Genomic DNA, 15338 nt, shown 5'->3' with positions numbered 1-15338 from the left:
GTGAAGGCACCCGACGCCTTCATGGCTGAACGAGTTGGTTGGTGATGTTGGTGGTCTCGTCGTCATGGTGGTGGTCGGTCGTATTGCGGCACTCACCATCAAGGATCATCTCTCCGTAACTGTGGTCCAACGCTAAGCTCATGTTCGCGGTCACTCCGTTCTTGTGCAGGGTTATGCCGTGGAAGTACTGTCCCGGTGGGGGGCCGTCGATCCAGCCGTGCGACAGCATGGCGGCACGGACGTGCTGAAAGTACGCGTCGTGATCGCCCTGCAACAGAAAGGCCATCCTGACGGTGCCCTGATAAGGCGGATCGCCTTGGTCGTTACACGAGGTGAACGAGAATCCCGCTCTGACAGCCTGCAGGTCGGCGGCGGCGACGATCTGTTTGGCTGGCTCGACGACTTGGGCCATGGCCTGATCGTCGGTGAGCGGGTGCGCGGAATCATCCCAGGGATTAGACGAACCCGCGGAATGGGGTTTGTGCATCACCAGCGCACATCCTGCTAGCAACGGCACCACGGCCGCGGCGAGCAAAGCCTGCCGCGTCAGCCGAAGCCGTCGATCAGCGGTGGAGTGGGGCATCGAAAACATGGTCGTCGGTGATAGATCCCGGAGGGCGGCTCCACTCTGGGTCAATGCTGGCCGGCGTGCCCGGTATGTCAATTTCCACCGACCCAAGACCTGGAATGTCGATCTCGACGCCGGGTTGGTGACGTGGTTGGGCCAGCATGCCATCGGATGCTAGCGCGTCGCCGTGACCGGAGGCGATGTCGGCCATGCTGCGCAACGCCTCGCTGCCCCGGTGGTAGTAATAGGAGTGGTCGTGGGGGTTGATGCCATCAGAGTTGGGCACCTCAGCGCGAAACCTCACCGAACCGAATCCGTCGCCGGCGGGGTCGGTGCCCAGGCCGACGGCTAAACCTTGCAGCTGACCCGCAAGGTTGCCACGGTTCACATACTGGCTGAGGCTGTCGAGCTGCCCGAGCATGCTGATCGGATCCGTAGAGGCCGCACCCACATACACCCGGCCTCCGTCCAGGTGAAAGCTCGCGGCGCTGTGGGCCAGGTCGGTTCCCGGGCAGCCCAGTAGCACCGCATCGTTGGCATGCATGCCGCCCAAGGCGAACGCGTCGGCCACGGTGGTCGAGCCGTACGAGTGGCCCAACACGGTGACATTCTGGCCGACGCCGAGATGCGTTACCCACAAACCGTTGACGTCCTCGGCCAGTGCCGCACCACCGATTCGGGCCAGCATCGGAGTGGCGATACGCGGGTCGGTGAAGTCGTTCGGGGCGTCATATCCCATCCAGGCGATCACCGCGGTCGGATTATTCGGGTCGGCGGCCTTGGCCTGGTTAAAGAGGTTCAGCGCGTCGTCGTGATTGTCATGCAACCAGCCGCCTTTCACGCTGCTGCTGGTGCCGGGCACAATCACGGCGGTGTGTTTTGCGGTGTCGGGGTTGCCGATAGCGATCGCGGCTCGTCCCTTACCGCCGAATGCCATTGGATCGTAGGCGAACAGGTATACCGGGGAGGGGTTCCGGGGATCATTACGGGCGTTATGGTCGAGGCCTTTCTTGGTCTCATCGGCGTTGCGGTAGCGGGTGATATCGCCGGCGGACAGACCGTATTTCGCCGGATCACCCAGGACGTCGTCAACCGACGTGCGGTACCGAGTGGCGATGTCACGTACCCGATTCAGGTCCCGCGTCATCACCGCGATGTTGGCATCGCTGCGCGCGCTGACCGGAACGCCGTTGAGATTGCCGATCTGTTCCGGGTGCTCGGCGATCAGACGCTGCCGTTCCTCAGACGTCAGCGACGTCCACCACCGATGCACCTCTGGTGCCCCGGTGCCTGGTGGCGGAATCTGAATCGGCTCTTCGGGTTTCACCGGCGATTGCGGTGCGTCCAATCCCTGCAGCCCCGCCCCGTCGTAGCCATCGGCACGCAACATGGCCAGCGATTGCTGCAGGTGATCCGAGTATCCGGCGCGTATCGATTGCAGCTGGCCCAGTGCTGACGCCGTGTCGTCGATGGCATCTTGCTCAAGGCAGGTGATCAGCGCATCAAGTTCGGATCTTTCGGCCGCGGCCAGTCGGGGGTCGTGCTCGAGTTCCAGCGCTTGGTCAAGCTGATCGTCGATCCGCTGCAGTTGACTTTCGAGCGTCGCAATCCGCCCGGCCGCAGCCCGTTGCGCCTCGGCGAGGTCGGCCGCAATGTTCTCCAAATCGACACCGATCTTGGGCAATTGCAAAGACTGCACACCCAGCGCCGCGGTCACGCGCTGCACTTCGGCGGAGTCGTTGATCGGGTGCTCGCCGTTTTCTCGATTCCAGGACGCTTCGAAGCGGCGACGGGCTTCCTCGAAGGCCGCGTTGGCCTCGACGGTGCATCGACCCGCCGCGTGAAACGCCTCCGCCAGCTCGGCAATCTGGGCCGGCCGACCCGCGTGCAGGCTGTGCTCGATCGCCCAGGGATCGCCGCCGGCCTCGGCGATCAGCGCCCGGATGTTTATGTGGCGCAGCTGCATACCACAGCTTTCAACTCAGCGGCGTTGCCGTCGTCCATGTCGGTGAACCCCGTCGCGGCATGGCGCGCTTTCTCGCCCACCGTGATCAACGCCTGCCGGTGAGCGTGCAGGTTTCGCATCTGCTGTGCGTGGGCCGCGCCGACCGCGTCGTGAAAAGTCTGGGCGACAGGAAATGTACCGAACATCCCCGACAGCAGGGGTCCCCGCGACAGCTGATCAGCACCACCGTGGGCGTGCTCACCGGCGTAGTGAGACTCGTTTGCCCCCGAATGCAAAAGTCCAACATCGACAAACACCGCTACTCCCTTCGGACTTGGTGTAAGGCTACTGTCGTGGATTTGACGATCAAGTCACCCTGCGGTCGGCTCGAAGGTATAACCGGAGACCACGGTCACGCACCTCACCGGGCGCCACCGCGATGGCGTCATTGGATCCAATGCTTTGACGACCGCGGTGAGCGCAGCGGCGCGGCAGTCCTCATGATGCGCACGACTGGTCCGTGATGCTGAAACTCGTTGCCGTTGTGGCGTGCCGGCCCGTCATCTCCTCGGCGCGGTTGTCGATAACGGGGATGGGAACACCGCACGCGGCGGCCGCCAACAGGCCGAACACACCGTTCGCCCGCATACGTGGTGACGGATCTTCGCAAGCACCTGTGTGATCGTTCCTGTCTCATCGGCCCGCGGGTGGTGTCGTTTCTTCGACGGCTTTGAATCGGCGTGAATAGCCCTCTGCGTGGTCTCGATTTAGACTCCCGCGGGTGGGGTCGAATGAACTACAGGTTGTACTTGGTCAGCTTGAGGTTGCGGCCAGTCAATCGCAGGGCCTTGGCGCCCAGTTCGCCGCCTCGGCAACGCCGCCAGAATCCGGCCAACCATTCCAAGCCACGACGGTGGCGGTAAGTGGTATCAACGCAGCAATCTGCTGCGCGGCAGCGGAATTCGCCACCCGGACGCAGGCTACGGCTACCGGGGTGGCTGCCGCGGCCGCAGCTTACGCCCATCAAGAGGCAACTGCGGCGAGCGAGATGGCCGCGGTGACGCAGGTGACGGTGGTTTAGATGCTGGCCACCCTGTCCCAAATCCGGGCATGGAGCACCGAGCACCTTATCGATGCGGCCGGCTACTGGACCGAAACCGCGGATCGGTGGGAAGACGTGTTTCTGCAGATGCGAAACCAGGCCCATGCCATCGCCTGGAATGGCGCCGGGGGCGACGGGCTGCGACAACGAACCCGAGCTGACTTCTCAACGGTCAGTGGCATAGCCGACCAGCTGCGGAGAGCAGCCACGATCGCGCGCAACGGCGCCGGCACTATCGACGCGGCACAACGAAGAGTTATGTATGCCGTAGAGGACGCCCAGGACGCCGGTTTCAACGTCGGTGAAGACCTATCGGTCACCGACACCAAAACGACGCAGCCGGCTGCAGTGCAGGCCGCTCGACTAGCTCAGGCTCAGGCGTTGGCCGGTGACATCCGCTTACGTGTCGGGCAACTGGTTGCGGCGGAGAACGAGGTGTCCGGTCAGCTCGCCGCGACCACCGGTGATGTGGGAAATGTCCGCTTCGCGGGCGCCCCGGTTGTTGCCCACAGCGCGGTTCAGCTAGTCGACTTCTTCAAACAAGACGGCCCAACACCTCCACCGCCAGGAGCGCCACACCCGTCCGGTGGAGCCGACGGACCGTACTCCGATCCGATCACTTCAATGATGCTGCCACCGGCCGGGACAGAGGCACCCGTATCAGACGCGACCAAACGGTGGGTGGACAACATGGTCAACGAGCTGGCCGCTAGGCCGCCGGATGACCCCATCGCGGTGGAGGCGCGCCGGCTGGCGTTTCAAGCTCTGCACCGGCCATGTAACAGCGCGGAGTGGACGGCGGCTGTTGCGGGTTTCGCAGGATCATCGGCTGGCGTAGTTGGGACCGCCCTAGCAATTCCGGCCGGCCCTGCCGACTGGGCACTACTTGGCGCCGCCTTACTGGGGGTTGGCGGATCGGGAGCGGCGGTGGTCAACTGTGCCACCAAGTAGCGCGACTCCCGTTGTCGTCTTCAGCGTTGCCGTCGTGGTTGTCTGCCTCATCGGCGGTGTCGCAGGCTCCCTGTGGCCTCGGCCAGCGGGACGGCTCAGGGGCGGGTGCTATTTCGCCTTTATGGGTGTCGCCTGGGTTCTGCTGGCCATCAGTGCAATCGCCAATGCCGTGAAGGGGTCACTGTGGTGGGATATCTGGAGTCTCGGGTTGCTGGTCCTCATCCCCGCGGTTGTGTACGGGAAAATGCGCAGGAGCCGTCGGATAAGTTCTGACCAGGACCGGTGACCTTGTAGAGCAACGTCTACACGGCCCTGGCGGTCGCAGCCCTAGTGTCTCGTCATCGACGCGGGGCGGCTTGGAGTTACGTGACGGCTTCGACGAGACCACGCAACACTTCGACAACACCCCTGGTAAGCGGTGTATCGACGTGCCAAAGTAGCGCATGCCCCGCGCCCGATGGCTGCAGAGCGCGGCCCTCATGGGCGCCTTGGCCGTGGTGTTGATAACCGCGGCACCGGTGGCCGCCGATGCCTACCAGGTGCCCGCTCCGCCCTCGCCCACCGCATCCTGTGACGTAATAAGCCCGGTTGCGATCCCCTGCGTGGCGCTCGGCAAGTTCGCCGACGCGGTCGCTGCGGAGTGTCGCCGCGTCGGTGTGCCCGATGCGCGGTGCGTGCTTCCGCTCGCGCACCGGGTGACCCAGGCCGCGCGTGATGCCTACCTACAGTCTTGGGTGCATCGCACCGCGCGGTTCCAGGATGCGTTGCAAGACCCGGTGCCGCTGCGGGAAACTCAGTGGCTCGGCACGCACAACTCGTTCAACAGCCTCAGCGATTCGTTCACGGTCTCGCACGCAGACTCAAACCAGCAGCTGTCGTTGGCCCAACAGCTCGACATCGACGTCCGCGCGCTCGAGCTAGACCTGCACTACTTGCCCCGCCTCGAGGGCCACGGCGCCCCCGGCGTCACCGTGTGTCACGGGCTGGGACCGAAGAACGCGAACCTAGGCTGCACCGTCGAACCTCTGCTGGCCACAGTGCTGCCGCAGATCGCCAACTGGTTGAACGCACCCGGGCATACCGAGGAGGTCATCCTGCTCTACCTGGAGGACCAGCTGAAGAACGCGTCGGCGTATGAGTCGGTGGTGGCTACCCTCGACCAAGTGTTGCGGCGTGCGGACGGAACAAGCCTTATCTACCGTCCCAACCCGGCCCGGCGTGCCACCAACGGCTGTGTCCCGCTTCCACTCGACGTGTCGCGGGAGGAAATCCGCGCATCCGGCGCACGAGCCGTGCTCGTCGGGTCTTGTGCGCCAGGTTGGTCGGCCGCCGTCTTCGACTGGAGCGGCGTTGAGCTGGAAAGCGGCTCGAACTCCGGCTACCGGCCATACCCGGCCTGCGATGCCACCTATGGCCGCGGTGTCTACGCTTGGCGACTGGTCCGCTATTACGAGGACTCCACGCTGGCCACGGCGTTGGCCAACCCGACCCGTCCACCGGCCAATCCGCAGGCGCTTACCCCGCCGAAGGTGCAGGCGATGACCGATTGCGGGGTCAATCTGTTCGGCTTCGATCAGCTGCTCCCCGAAGACGGCCGCATTCAGGCGTCGTTGTGGAGCTGGGCACCGGACGAACCGCGTGCCGGTGCCGGAGCATGCGCCCTGCAGGGCGCGGATGGCCGCTGGGTCGCCGCATCGTGCGGGGACCCACACCCTGCGGCCTGTCGGGACGCGGCAGGCAGGTGGACCGTGACGCCGGCACCCGTGGTCTTCGCCGGGGCTGCCCTAGCCTGCACAGCCATCGGCGCGGACTTTACCCTGCCCCGAACGGGCAATCAGAACGCCCGTCTGCACGCCGTGGCCGGGCCCGCCGGTGGCGCCTGGGTGCATTACCTACTGCCGCCATGACCTCGGTTGTCAGGCCCGGTCGAGCAGATCCGCGGATCCCAGCACGCGCTCAATCTGGACCTCGATGACCACTCGGCGTGGATTGGGACGCGGGGTGCGATAGCGCTGCGCGTAGCGCAGCTCGGCGTCGCGCACGGCGTCGATGTCGCTGTTCACCGCCACCCTACCCTCCAGTGAGAGCCAGCGCGCGCCGTCGACCTGGCTGAGCACGGCAAGCCCACTGCGGTCGGCATTGACGGCCTTTTGGGAGCCGCCGGTGGTGATGACCCGCGCGATGTGAGTCTTGGGGTCGAAGGTGAAACCTACCGCCACCACGTGCGGCGAGTTGTCCGCCCGCAGCGTGGTCAGCATGGCCAGATGGCGTTCGGAAAGAAACGCCAGCGCGTCGTCACTAAGCCGCGTAGTGGTGTTGACCATCGCCACTCACGCTAGCGCAGGCAATAATCGCAGCCGTGGACGACACGGGCGCTGCTCCGGTAGTAATTTTCGGCGGCCGCAGCCAGATCGGCGGCGAACTCGCGCGACGCCTGGCTGCCGGGGCGACGATGGTGCTGGCCGCGCGGAACGCCGATCAACTCGCCGACCAGGCCGCCGCACTCCGCGCAGCTGGCGCTATAGCGGTGCACACCCGGGAGTTCGACGCCGACGACCTGGCCGCACACGGCCCGTTGGTCGCTTCGCTCGTTGCCGAGCACGGCCCCATCGGCACCGCGGTGCTGGCCTTCGGGATACTCGGCGACCAGGCCCGCGCCGAGACAGACGCGGCGCACGCGGTGGCCATCGTGCACACCGACTACGTCGCCCAGGTCAGCCTGCTGACTCATCTGGCAGCGGCGATGCGCACCGCCGGACGGGGATCGCTGGTGGTGTTCTCCTCGGTCGCCGGGATTCGGGTGCGCCGCGCCAACTATGTCTACGGATCGGCCAAAGCCGGCCTGGACGGCTTCGCCAGCGGCCTGGCCGATGCGTTGCACGGCACCGGGGTGCGGTTACTGATCGCGCGGCCGGGATTCGTCATCGGGCGCATGACCGAGGGCATGACGCCCGCACCCCTGTCGGTCACCCCGGAGCGGGTGGCCGCCGCGACCGCGCGTGCGCTGGTCAACGGTAAGCGCGTGGTGTGGATTCCGTGGGCGCTGCGGCCAATGTTTGTTGCGCTGCGGTTGCTTCCCCGGTTCGTCTGGCGCAGGATGCCGCGATGATCCGCGACGATGCAGAGCGCAGCGATGCGGTGGGGGTACCGCCCGCTTGCGGGGGAGAGCGGCGCCGATGATCATCGTTGTCGGGATCGGCGCCGACGGCATGACCGGTCTCTCCGAGCATTCTCGCTCCGAATTGCGCAGGGCCACAGTAATTTACGGCTCGAAACGGCAACTTGCCCTGCTCGACGATACCGTCACCGCCGAGCGCTGGGAGTGGCCGACGCCGATGCTGCCCGCGGTGCAAGGCCTGTCACCGGATGGGGCTGACCTACACGTGGTTGCCAGCGGCGACCCGTTGTTGCATGGTATCGGCTCCACCCTGATCCGGCTGTTCGGCCACGACAACGTGACCGTGTTGCCGCACGTGTCCGCGGTGACGTTGGCGTGCGCCCGGATGGGCTGGAACGTGTATGACACCGAGGTGATCAGCCTGGTCACCGCGCAACCACACACCGCGGTGCGCCGCGGCGGCCGGGCCATCGTGCTGTCCGGCGATCGGTCCACCCCGCAGGCGCTGGCGGTGCTGCTGACCGAGCACGGTCGCGGTGACTCCAAGTTCAGCGTGCTCGAACAGCTTGGCGGCCCGGCCGAACGCCGCCGCGACGGTACGGCCCGGGCATGGGCCTGCGACCCACCCCTCGATGTCGATGAGCTCAACGTGATCGCCGTGCGCTACCTGCCCGACGAGCGCACGTCGTGGGCACCCGACGAGGCATTCGCGCACGACGGGCAGATCACCAAACACCCGATCCGCGTGCTGACCCTGGCTGCGCTGGCGCCAAGGCCCGGGCAGCGGTTATGGGACGTCGGCGCGGGCTCAGGCGCCATCGCGGTCCAGTGGTGTCGGAGCTGGCCGGGCTGCACCGCGGTGGCGTTCGAGCGCGACGAACGGCGCCGCCGCAACATTGGGTTCAATGCCGCGGCCTTCGGGGTGAGCGTCGACGTGCGCGGCGACGCGCCCGATGCGTTCGACGACGCCGCACGGCCGTCGGTGATTTTTCTTGGCGGTGGTGTAACCCAGCCAGGCCTGCTTGAGGCCTGCCTGGACAGCCTGCCCGCAGGCGGGAACTTGGTCGCCAACGCTGTCACCGTCGAATCGGAAGCCGCTCTGGCGCATGCATATTCGCGCCTCGGTGGCGAGCTACGACGATTCCAGCACTATCTCGGCGAACCGCTGGGCGGCTTCACCGGTTGGCGCCCACAGCTGCCGGTCACCCAGTGGTCGGTGACCAAGCGATGACGGTCTATTTCATCGGAGCGGGCCCCGGCGCCGCCGACCTAATCACCGTCCGCGGCCAACGGCTCCTGCAACGATGCCCGGTGTGCCTGTATGCGGGTTCGATCATGCCCGACGACCTGTTGGCGCAGTGTCCGCCCGGCGCGACGATTGTCGACACCGGTCCGCTGACCCTCGAACAAATCGTGCGCAAACTTGCCGACGCCGACGCCGACGGCCGCGACGTTGCCCGGCTGCATTCCGGCGACCCGTCGCTGTACAGCGCGCTGGCCGAACAGTGCCGCGAACTCGACGCGCTGGGCATCGGCTACGAAATCGTGCCGGGCGTACCGGCTTTTGCCGCAGCCGCGGCGGCGCTAAAGCGCGAACTCACCGTGCCGGGCGTGGCGCAGACGGTGACGCTCACCCGGGTGGCGACGCTGTCCACACCCATGCCGCCCGGTGAGGACCTGGCCGCGCTCGCCCGATCCCGCGCCACTCTGGTCTTGCACCTGGCCGCAGCCCAGATCGACGCCATCGTTCCGCGACTGCTAGACGGTGGTTACCGACCCGAAACGCCGGTTGCGGTGGTGGCTTTCGCGAGTTGGCCGCAACAGCGGACGCTACGCGGCACGTTGGCCGATATCGCCGCGCGGATGCACGATGCCAAGATCACCAGGACCGCCGTGATCGTTGTTGGCGACGTGCTGACCGCTGAGGGCTTTACCGACAGCTACCTATATTCGGTGGCACGGCACGGTCGGTATGCACAGTGACCCGGGTGTTGTTGCTCGGCGGCACCGCCGAGGGCCGTGCGCTGGCGAAAGAGTTGCACCCACACGTTGAGATCGTCAGCTCGCTGGCCGGCCGGGTACCCAACCCTGCCCTGCCGATCGGTCCGGTGCGCATCGGCGGGTTCGGCGGTGTCGAGGGGCTGCGCGGTTGGCTGCGAGAGGAGCGCATCGATGCCGTCGTCGACGCCACCCACCCCTTCGCGGTAACCATCACCGCGCACGCCGCGCAGGTGTGCGGTGAGCTCGGGCTCCCGTACCTGGTACTGGCTCGCCCGCCGTGGGATCCCGGTACCGCCTCGCGGTATCGGACATCGAGGCTGCAGACGTTGTTGCTGAACAAGGTTATTCGCGAGTGTTCCTGACCACCGGACGCTCGGGTATTGCGGCCTTCGCCAACAGCGACGCGTGGTTTTTGATCCGCGTGGTTACCGCGCCCGATGGCACCGCCCTGCCGCGGCGGCACAAACTGGTGCTATCTCGCGGGCCATATGGTTACCACGATGAGTTCGCACTGCTGCGTGAGCAGCGCATCGACGCATTGGTCACCAAGAACAGCGGTGGCAAGATGACCCGAGCGAAGCTGGATGCCGCTGCTGCGCTGGGTATTTCGGTGGTCATGATAGCGCGCCCGCTGCTGCCGGCTGGGGTAGCGGCGGTCGATTCTGTCCACCGGGCCGCCATGTGGGTGGCCGGTCTGCCTAGCCGGTGAGGTCGTCGGGCTCCGCGTCGGCAAGCAGCGCATCGCGCGCTCGAGCGACACGGGATCGGATGGTGCCCACCGGGCAGCCGCACACCGCCGCGGCGTCCGCATAGGACAGCCCGAGCAGCTGGGTCAGCAGCAGCGCTTCCCGTTGGTCGGTGGTTAGGTCGGCGATCATCGTGGTTACCTCGACGAGGTCTTCGAATCCGCGGGCATGGCGGTCGCCGTCTATGAGATGTTCGGGACGCGCGCCGCGGGTGGTGCGGGGCCGGGATCGGACGTGGCGGATGTGATCGGCGACGACATGGCGCGCGATGGCCAGCAACCAAGTTCGGGCGCTGGAGCGTGCGGAAAACCGCGGGATGGCGCCGATCGCTCGTAGGAATGTCTCTTGGGTGAGATCGTCCGCACTGCCCACGTCGGACAGATAGGCGACGAACCGCCACACGTCTTGCTGGGTGGCTTTGATAAACGCCTCAAGGGCCCGCCCGTTCCCCTTGGCCGCCGACAAGGCGAGTGCGGTAACGGCCTCGTCGTCGCTTGCCGTCGCGGTCATGGGCATAAACCATAGCCCGGCAGGTCCGGTCAGTCTACGACCGGTCGTCGTAGATCCCGCCGCCGAGCAGCCGGGGGAGCGCGGCGTCGAATGCGCTTTGGCGCCTGCCATCTGCGCGCGTGTGATACTACGGCATGCGCAACAGAGGATTCGGTCGTCGCGAACTGCTGGTAGCGATGGCAATGCTGGTTTCCGTGACGGGGTGTGCACGGCATGCGAGCGGGGCCCGTCCGGCATCGACAACCTTGCCGGCCGGAGCGGATCTGGCGGATCGCTTCGCCGAGCTGGAGCGCAGATACGATGCCCGGCTTGGGGTGTATGTGCCCGCCACCGGCACCACCGCCGCGATCGAATACCGCGCCGATGAGCGGTTCGCATTCTGCTCCACGTTCAAGGCGCCGCTCGTGGCGGCGGTGCTGCACCAAAACCCGCTCACGCATCTGGACAAACTGATCACCTACACCAGTGACGACATTCGGTCGATCTCCCCGGTGGCCCAACAACACGTTCAGACCGGGATGACGATCGGGCAGCTTTGCGATGCGGCGATACGCTATAGCGACGGCACCGCCGCCAACCTGTTGCTGGCCGATCTTGGCGGTCCCGGGGGCGGCACCGCGGCATTTACCGGCTACCTCCGCAGCTTGGGTGACACCGTGAGCCGGTTGGACGCCGAGGAACCGGAGTTGAACCGCGATCCGCCCGGGGACGAACGGGATACCACAACACCGCACGCCATCGCCCTGGTGTTGCAGCAGCTTGTTCTCGGCAACGCGTTGCCGCCCGACAAGCGGGCACTGCTCACCGATTGGATGGCGCGCAACACCACCGGAGCCAAGCGGATCCGAGCGGGCTTTCCCGCCGATTGGAAGGTGATCGACAAGACCGGGACCGGTGACTACGGACGAGCAAACGACATCGCGGTCGTGTGGTCACCGACCGGCGTGCCCTACGTGGTGGCCGTCATGTCCGATCGTGCCGGCGGCGGGTATGACGCCGAGCCCCGTGAGGCGCTGCTCGCCGAGGCGGCGACGTGCGTTGCCGGTGTGCTTGCATAGGCTCGTGGGACCGAAGTGACCGACGATCATCCGCGCGCCGACATTGTGTCCCGGCAGTACCACCGGTGGTTGTACCCGCACCCGATCGCCGATCTTGAGGCGTGGACCACAGCGAATTGGGAATGGTTCGACCCGGTGCACTCCCACCGGATATTATGGCCGGACCGCGAATACCGGCCCGATCTGGATATTCTGATCGCCGGTTGCGGAACCAACCAGGCGGCGATTTTCGCATTCACCAATCGTGCGGCGAAAGTAGTGGCGATCGATATCAGTCGACCGGCACTGGACCATCAGCAATATCTGAAAGACAAGCACGGGCTGGCGAATCTGGAGTTGCATCTGCTTCCGATCGAAGAGCTGGCGACGCTGGGACGCGACTTCGACCTCGTGGTATCGACCGGCGTTTTACATCACCTGGCAGATCCGCGGGCGGGCATGAAAGAACTCGCCCACTGCCTGCGCCGGGATGGCGTCGTGGCGGCGATGCTCTACGGGAAGTACGGTCGGATCGGAGTCGAACTGCTCGGTTCGGTCTTTCGTGATCTTGGATTAGGGCAGGACGATGCATCGATCAAATTGGCGAAGGAAGCAATCTCGTTACTACCGACGTATCATCCGCTCCGAAACTATCTCACGAAAGCTCGGGATTTACTTTCCGATAGCGCCCTCGTCGATACGTTCTTGCATGGTCGCCAACGCAGTTACACCGTCGAGGAATGCGTCGATCTGGTCACGTCCGCCGGACTGGTATTTCAGGGATGGTTCCACAAGGCGCCGTATTACCCGCACGATTTTTTCGTCCCGAACAGCGAGTTTTATGCGGCCGTGAACACGTTACCCGAGGTCAAGGCCTGGTCCGTGATGGAACGTCTGGAGACCTTGAACGCTACCCATCTCTTTATGGCGTGCCGTCGTGACCGACCCAAGGAGCAGTACACGATCGATTTTTCGACGGTTGCCGCGCTCGATTACGTACCGCTGATGCGCACGCGTTGCGGTGTCTCCGGCACCGATATGTTTTGGCCGGGTTGGCGCATGGCGCCCAGCCCCGCCCAGTTGGCCTTTCTGCAGCAGGTTGACGGTCGCCGCACGATTCGGGAGATTGCCGGGTGCGTGGCGCGAACTGGCGAGCCTTCCGGAGGCAGCCTGGCCGACCTTGAGGAATTCGGCCGCAAGCTCTTTCAGTCGCTGTGGCGGCTCGACTTTGTCGCGGTAGCTCTGCCCGCCTCGGGATAGCGGCGCGGGGTGAACACCCGGTCCTGCGAATCCACCGAATACCACCGGGTCTGCGAGGACCCCACGATCAATAGGCAGCGCATGTCGATTTCGGCGGGGTTCAGGTCGGCCAACTTCACCACCCGAACGTCCTCATTCGGTCCGGAAACCGGTCCGGAGACGTTGCGGCCGATCACCACCGGTATGCCAGGGTCGCGATGGGCCAGCAGCAGCTCGCGCATCGCGCCGACCTGCCAGGTGCGGGTCACCGAAGCCGGGTTGTAGATGGCCAGCACCAGGTCGGCGGCGGCCGCGGCGGTCAGGCGCGCGGCGATCACGTCCCAGGGTTTGAGCCGGTCGGACAACGAGATCACCGCGTAGTCATGTCCCAGCGGCGCGCCGACCCGGCTGGCGACGGCCTGGGCGGCGGTCATCGCCGGAATCACCCGGACCCGCACCCCCGGCCACTGCTCGGCTTCCTCCAAAACGGCGGTGGCCATCGCGAATACCCCTGGGTCGCCGGAGGACACCACCGCCACCGCCCGGCCCTGATCGGCCAGCGAGCAGGCCAGCCGCGCCCGGGCGGGTTCGTCGGTGTTGTCGCTGGGATGGCGCCGCTGGCCGTCGCGGACTTCGACCCGGTCCAGGTAGCCGCGATAGCCGATCAGATCCGTCGCGGCGGCCAGCTCACGCCGGCTCTGCGGTGTCATCCAGTCGCTGTCGCCGGGCCCCAGGCCCACCACTGCGACGGTGCCGGTCAGCAACGCACGACGCCGCCCGCCCGGCAACATGGCCAGCGAGAAGTACGGCACGCTGGTCTCGTCGACGTCGGCGGCCGGCAATACCCGTTGGCCGGCGGTGCTGGCCCGCTCCACGTAGAACGCGTCGCCGAGTAGGCCGGACGCCGAAAGCGCCTCCCGCACATTGTGATACGAACGGCCCAGCTTGACCACCACGGCCGCGTCGGCGTCGGCCAGCCGGCGGGTCAGCTCGCCGACCGGCAGCGTGCCCGGCAGCACCGACAACACCTGGTCGCCGGCCACCAGCGGTGTGGCCACGGCCGCCGACGCGGCGCTCACCGACGTCACACCGGGCACGATGACGGCGTTGAACCGCCGCGTCAGCCGGGTGTGCAGATGCATGTAGGAGCTGTAGAACAACGGGTCGCCTTCGGCGAGCAGCGCCACGTTGCGCCCGGCGTCCAGGTGCGTGGCGATGCGCTCGGTCGCGTCGGCGTAGAAGTCTTCGAGCGCACCGGCGTAGCCGCCGGGATGATTCGTGGCCTCGGTGGTCACCGGGTAGACCAGGTGCTCCTCGAGCTGACCGGGCCGCAGATACGGTTCGGCGATGCCGCGGGCGATGCTGTGACCGTGTGGGGCGCTGTGATAGGCCACCACATCGGCCTCGCCAATCACCCGGGCGGCCTTGACGGTCACCAACTCCGGATCGCCGGGCCCCAGCCCGACTCCCCACAGCGTGCCCCGAGCGCTCATTCGCGGTCGCTGGCTATCGCATTGACGGCGGCGGCGGCCATCGCGCTGCCGCCGCGGCGACCGCGCACCACCAGGTAGGACATCCCGCGGGGCCGCTCGATGAGCTCCTCTTTGGCCTGTGCCGATCCGACGAAACCCACCGGTCCGCCCAGCACGGCCGCCGGTGGGGGTGCCCCTTCGTCGACCAGTTCGAGCAGCCGAAACAGCGCGGTGGGCGCGTTGCCTATGGCCAGCACCGCGCCGGGCAGCCGCTCGGCACACAGCTCGACCCCGGCCGCCGATCGGGTGGTCTGGCGACGGGCGGCCAGCTCGGTGGCGCGTGGATCGGCGACCAGCGAGACGATCTGGTTGTCGGCGGGCAGCCGCGAGGTGGTGATCCCGGCGGCCACCATCGACGAATCGCACAGCACCGGGCCACCGGCGGCCAGCGCGGCACCCGCCCGCGCGACGACGTCGTCGGTGTAGGCCACATGCTCGGCGACGTCGACCTGCCCGCAGGTGTGAATCAACCGAACCACCACCCGCGCGACGTCGGCGGGGAAGCGCGCCAGATCGGCCTCGGCGCGGATAACCGCGAATGACCGCCGGTAGATTTCCGCGGCGTCGCGTAGGTAGTCGAGCACTCGCT

At 66.4% G+C, this 15338-nt stretch carries 15 protein-coding genes and 1 pseudogene; 9 read left to right on the top strand and 7 right to left on the bottom strand.

Translation table 11 applies throughout. The annotated features are described in order from the left end of the window. Nucleotides 1-19 precede the first annotated feature (19 nt). The 3 genes from FF952_RS11035 to FF952_RS11025 are packed head-to-tail and all read right to left on the bottom strand — an operon-like array spanning nt 20 to nt 2830. Entirely contained in the window at nt 20-583 is a 564-nt protein-coding gene (locus FF952_RS11035) for a lipoprotein LppJ family protein (protein ID WP_003899161.1), read from the bottom strand. After that, nucleotides 564-2534 carry a putative alpha/beta hydrolase gene (locus tag FF952_RS11030; RefSeq protein WP_003904773.1) on the bottom strand — a complete coding sequence of 657 codons (1971 nt, stop codon included), beginning with the start codon at nt 2532-2534 and terminating at the stop codon, nt 564-566. The genes FF952_RS11035 and FF952_RS11030 overlap by 20 nt, the downstream gene beginning before the upstream one ends. After that, on the bottom strand, nt 2516-2830 hold the full coding sequence (locus FF952_RS11025; RefSeq protein ID WP_003410700.1) for a DUF2563 family protein: 315 nt from the start codon (nt 2828-2830) through the stop codon (nt 2516-2518). The genes FF952_RS11030 and FF952_RS11025 overlap by 19 nt, the downstream gene beginning before the upstream one ends. A 464-nt stretch (nt 2831-3294) precedes the next feature. Here FF952_RS11025 and FF952_RS11020 point away from each other — a divergent pair, with 464 nt between their 5' ends. The 3 genes from FF952_RS11020 (at nt 3295) to FF952_RS11010 (ending at nt 6473) form a co-directional block, all read left to right on the top strand. Continuing rightward, on the top strand, nt 3295-3594 hold the full coding sequence (locus tag FF952_RS11020) for a hypothetical protein (protein ID WP_003410695.1): 300 nt from the start codon (nt 3295-3297) through the stop codon (nt 3592-3594). Continuing rightward, the gene (locus FF952_RS11015) at nt 3595-4566 is read left to right on the top strand and encodes a hypothetical protein (RefSeq protein WP_003899159.1); all 972 of its coding nucleotides are present in this window, start codon (nt 3595-3597) and stop codon (nt 4564-4566) included. Nucleotides 4567-5009: 443 nt separating this feature from the next. After that, on the top strand, nt 5010-6473 hold the full coding sequence (locus FF952_RS11010; RefSeq protein WP_003902116.1) for a phosphoinositide-specific phospholipase C-related protein: 1464 nt from the start codon (nt 5010-5012) through the stop codon (nt 6471-6473). Nucleotides 6474-6482: 9 nt separating this feature from the next. Here FF952_RS11010 and FF952_RS11005 read toward each other — a convergent pair whose 3' ends face one another. Next, entirely contained in the window at nt 6483-6896 is a 414-nt protein-coding gene (locus FF952_RS11005; RefSeq protein WP_003903740.1) for a F420-dependent biliverdin reductase, read from the bottom strand. 29 nt (nt 6897-6925) lie between these two features. Here FF952_RS11005 and FF952_RS11000 point away from each other — a divergent pair, with 29 nt between their 5' ends. From FF952_RS11000 to FF952_RS10985, 4 genes and pseudogenes are all read left to right on the top strand, one after another. Then, nucleotides 6926-7675 (top strand): SDR family NAD(P)-dependent oxidoreductase, encoded by a 750-nt coding sequence (locus tag FF952_RS11000; protein ID WP_003900457.1) that lies wholly within the window; start codon nt 6926-6928, stop codon nt 7673-7675. 67 nt (nt 7676-7742) lie between these two features. Continuing rightward, entirely contained in the window at nt 7743-8915 is a 1173-nt protein-coding gene (locus FF952_RS10995; RefSeq protein WP_003899155.1) for a bifunctional cobalt-precorrin-7 (C(5))-methyltransferase/cobalt-precorrin-6B (C(15))-methyltransferase, read from the top strand. Beyond that, nucleotides 8912-9667 carry a precorrin-4 C(11)-methyltransferase gene (gene cobM / locus FF952_RS10990; RefSeq protein WP_003410682.1) on the top strand — a complete coding sequence of 252 codons (756 nt, stop codon included), beginning with the start codon at nt 8912-8914 and terminating at the stop codon, nt 9665-9667. Before FF952_RS10995 ends, cobM begins: the two co-directional genes overlap by 4 nt. After that, a pseudogene (locus FF952_RS10985) lies at nt 9664-10394 on the top strand (cobalt-precorrin-6A reductase). The gene cobM and the pseudogene FF952_RS10985 overlap by 4 nt, the downstream one beginning before the upstream one ends. On the opposite strand, the gene sigC reads toward FF952_RS10985, so the two are convergent. Then, nucleotides 10384-10941 carry an RNA polymerase sigma factor SigC gene (gene sigC / locus FF952_RS10980; RefSeq protein ID WP_003410678.1) on the bottom strand — a complete coding sequence of 186 codons (558 nt, stop codon included), beginning with the start codon at nt 10939-10941 and terminating at the stop codon, nt 10384-10386. The pseudogene FF952_RS10985 and the gene sigC sit on opposite strands and share 11 nt — an antisense overlap. 134 nt (nt 10942-11075) lie before the next feature. Here sigC and blaC point away from each other — a divergent pair, with 134 nt between their 5' ends. Both blaC and FF952_RS10970 read left to right on the top strand, forming a co-directional pair. Then, entirely contained in the window at nt 11076-11999 is a 924-nt protein-coding gene (gene blaC, locus FF952_RS10975; protein WP_003410677.1) for a class A beta-lactamase BlaC, read from the top strand. Between the two features lie 15 nt (nt 12000-12014). Beyond that, nucleotides 12015-13238 (top strand): class I SAM-dependent methyltransferase, encoded by a 1224-nt coding sequence (locus FF952_RS10970; protein WP_003901321.1) that lies wholly within the window; start codon nt 12015-12017, stop codon nt 13236-13238. On the opposite strand, the gene FF952_RS10965 is transcribed toward FF952_RS10970, so the two are convergent. Continuing rightward, a complete protein-coding gene (locus FF952_RS10965; RefSeq protein WP_003410659.1) occupies nt 13184-14710 on the bottom strand; it encodes a precorrin-2 C(20)-methyltransferase in 1527 nt (508 codons plus the stop codon). The genes FF952_RS10970 and FF952_RS10965 overlap by 55 nt on opposite strands. Further along, nucleotides 14707-15333, bottom strand: a complete 627-nt coding sequence (locus FF952_RS10960; protein WP_031680792.1) for a precorrin-8X methylmutase — start codon at nt 15331-15333, stop codon at nt 14707-14709. Before FF952_RS10960 ends, FF952_RS10965 begins: the two co-directional genes overlap by 4 nt. Nucleotides 15334-15338 lie beyond the last annotated feature (5 nt).

It is taken from the genome of Mycobacterium tuberculosis complex sp. N0072 (assembly GCF_030323725.1).
GTDB classification, from domain to species: Bacteria; Actinomycetota; Actinomycetes; order Mycobacteriales; family Mycobacteriaceae; genus Mycobacterium; species Mycobacterium tuberculosis.
The sequence above is the reverse complement of the archived record's forward strand: the minus strand, read 5'-3'. Positions and strand labels throughout refer to the sequence as shown.

Coding starts and splice junctions, on each gene's coding strand:
- FF952_RS11035 (WP_003899161.1), bottom strand. CDS start 583: ATGCCCCACTCCACCGCTGATCGACGGCTTCGGCTGACGCGGCAGGCT.
- FF952_RS11030 (WP_003904773.1), bottom strand. CDS start 2,534: ATGCAGCTGCGCCACATAAACATCCGGGCGCTGATCGCCGAGGCCGGC.
- FF952_RS11015 (WP_003899159.1), top strand. CDS start 3,595: ATGCTGGCCACCCTGTCCCAAATCCGGGCATGGAGCACCGAGCACCTT.
- FF952_RS11010 (WP_003902116.1), top strand. CDS start 5,010: ATGCCCCGCGCCCGATGGCTGCAGAGCGCGGCCCTCATGGGCGCCTTG.
- FF952_RS10995 (WP_003899155.1), top strand. CDS start 7,743: ATGATCATCGTTGTCGGGATCGGCGCCGACGGCATGACCGGTCTCTCC.
- cobM (WP_003410682.1), top strand. CDS start 8,912: ATGACGGTCTATTTCATCGGAGCGGGCCCCGGCGCCGCCGACCTAATC.
- sigC (WP_003410678.1), bottom strand. CDS start 10,941: ATGACCGCGACGGCAAGCGACGACGAGGCCGTTACCGCACTCGCCTTG.
- blaC (WP_003410677.1), top strand. CDS start 11,076: ATGCGCAACAGAGGATTCGGTCGTCGCGAACTGCTGGTAGCGATGGCA.
- FF952_RS10965 (WP_003410659.1), bottom strand. CDS start 14,710: ATGAGCGCTCGGGGCACGCTGTGGGGAGTCGGGCTGGGGCCCGGCGAT.